Here is a 605-nt window from a genome sequence, read left to right as displayed (position 1 = left end):
ACGTCGGCTTTCCGATCGGAAACGGCGGCAGATATGATCAGCTTCTCGGCCGCTTCGACTCACCCGCACCGGCAACCGGTTTCGGCATCAGGACTGACAGGCTGCTGGAAGCATTGAAGCCGGCGGAAGAACAAGAAAAGATCGATGTCGTCATCTTCAGCACAGAACAGAGAAAAGAGGCAATCAGATTTGCCGAAGAAGAACGAAGAAAAGGCAAAAAAGTCGTCATGCAGGACTTAGCGGGAATCGGAGATATTGATCAAATGACAAAGTCTTTTCAAAACGTGACCTATTTTATCGGAGCCAGAAAGGAAGAGAAGCATGGGTAAGGAATTGACGATTGCGATGCCGAAAGGGCGGATATTTGAGGAAGCGGCCGATATGCTTCGAAAAGCAGGGTATCAGCTCCCGGAAGAATTCGACGATTCGAGAAAGCTGATCATTCAAGTGCCTGAAGAAAACCTTCGCTTTATCCTCGCTAAGCCGATGGATGTCACAACATATGTCGAGCACGGGGTGGCCGATGTCGGAATCGCAGGCAAAGATGTCTTGCTAGAAGAAGAACGAGATGTCTATGAGGTTCTTGATTTAAACATCAGCAAATG

Annotated in this window: 1 protein-coding gene and 1 pseudogene; both read left to right on the top strand. The window is 48.4% G+C overall.

All coding sequences use genetic code 11. From position 1 onward, the window contains the following. Positions 1-329, top strand: a pseudogene (locus ACWHAR_RS29360) (ATP phosphoribosyltransferase regulatory subunit); the annotation flags it as partial. After that, positions 322-605: ATP phosphoribosyltransferase (gene hisG / locus ACWHAR_RS29355; RefSeq protein ID WP_452088728.1), on the top strand; the 284-nt coding region annotated here is incomplete at its 3' end. The pseudogene ACWHAR_RS29360 and the gene hisG, both read left to right, overlap by 8 nt.

The sequence above is a fragment of the Bacillus sp. LR--39 genome, from assembly GCF_053613335.1.
The sequence above is the reverse complement of the archived record's forward strand: the minus strand, read 5'-3'. Positions and strand labels throughout refer to the sequence as shown.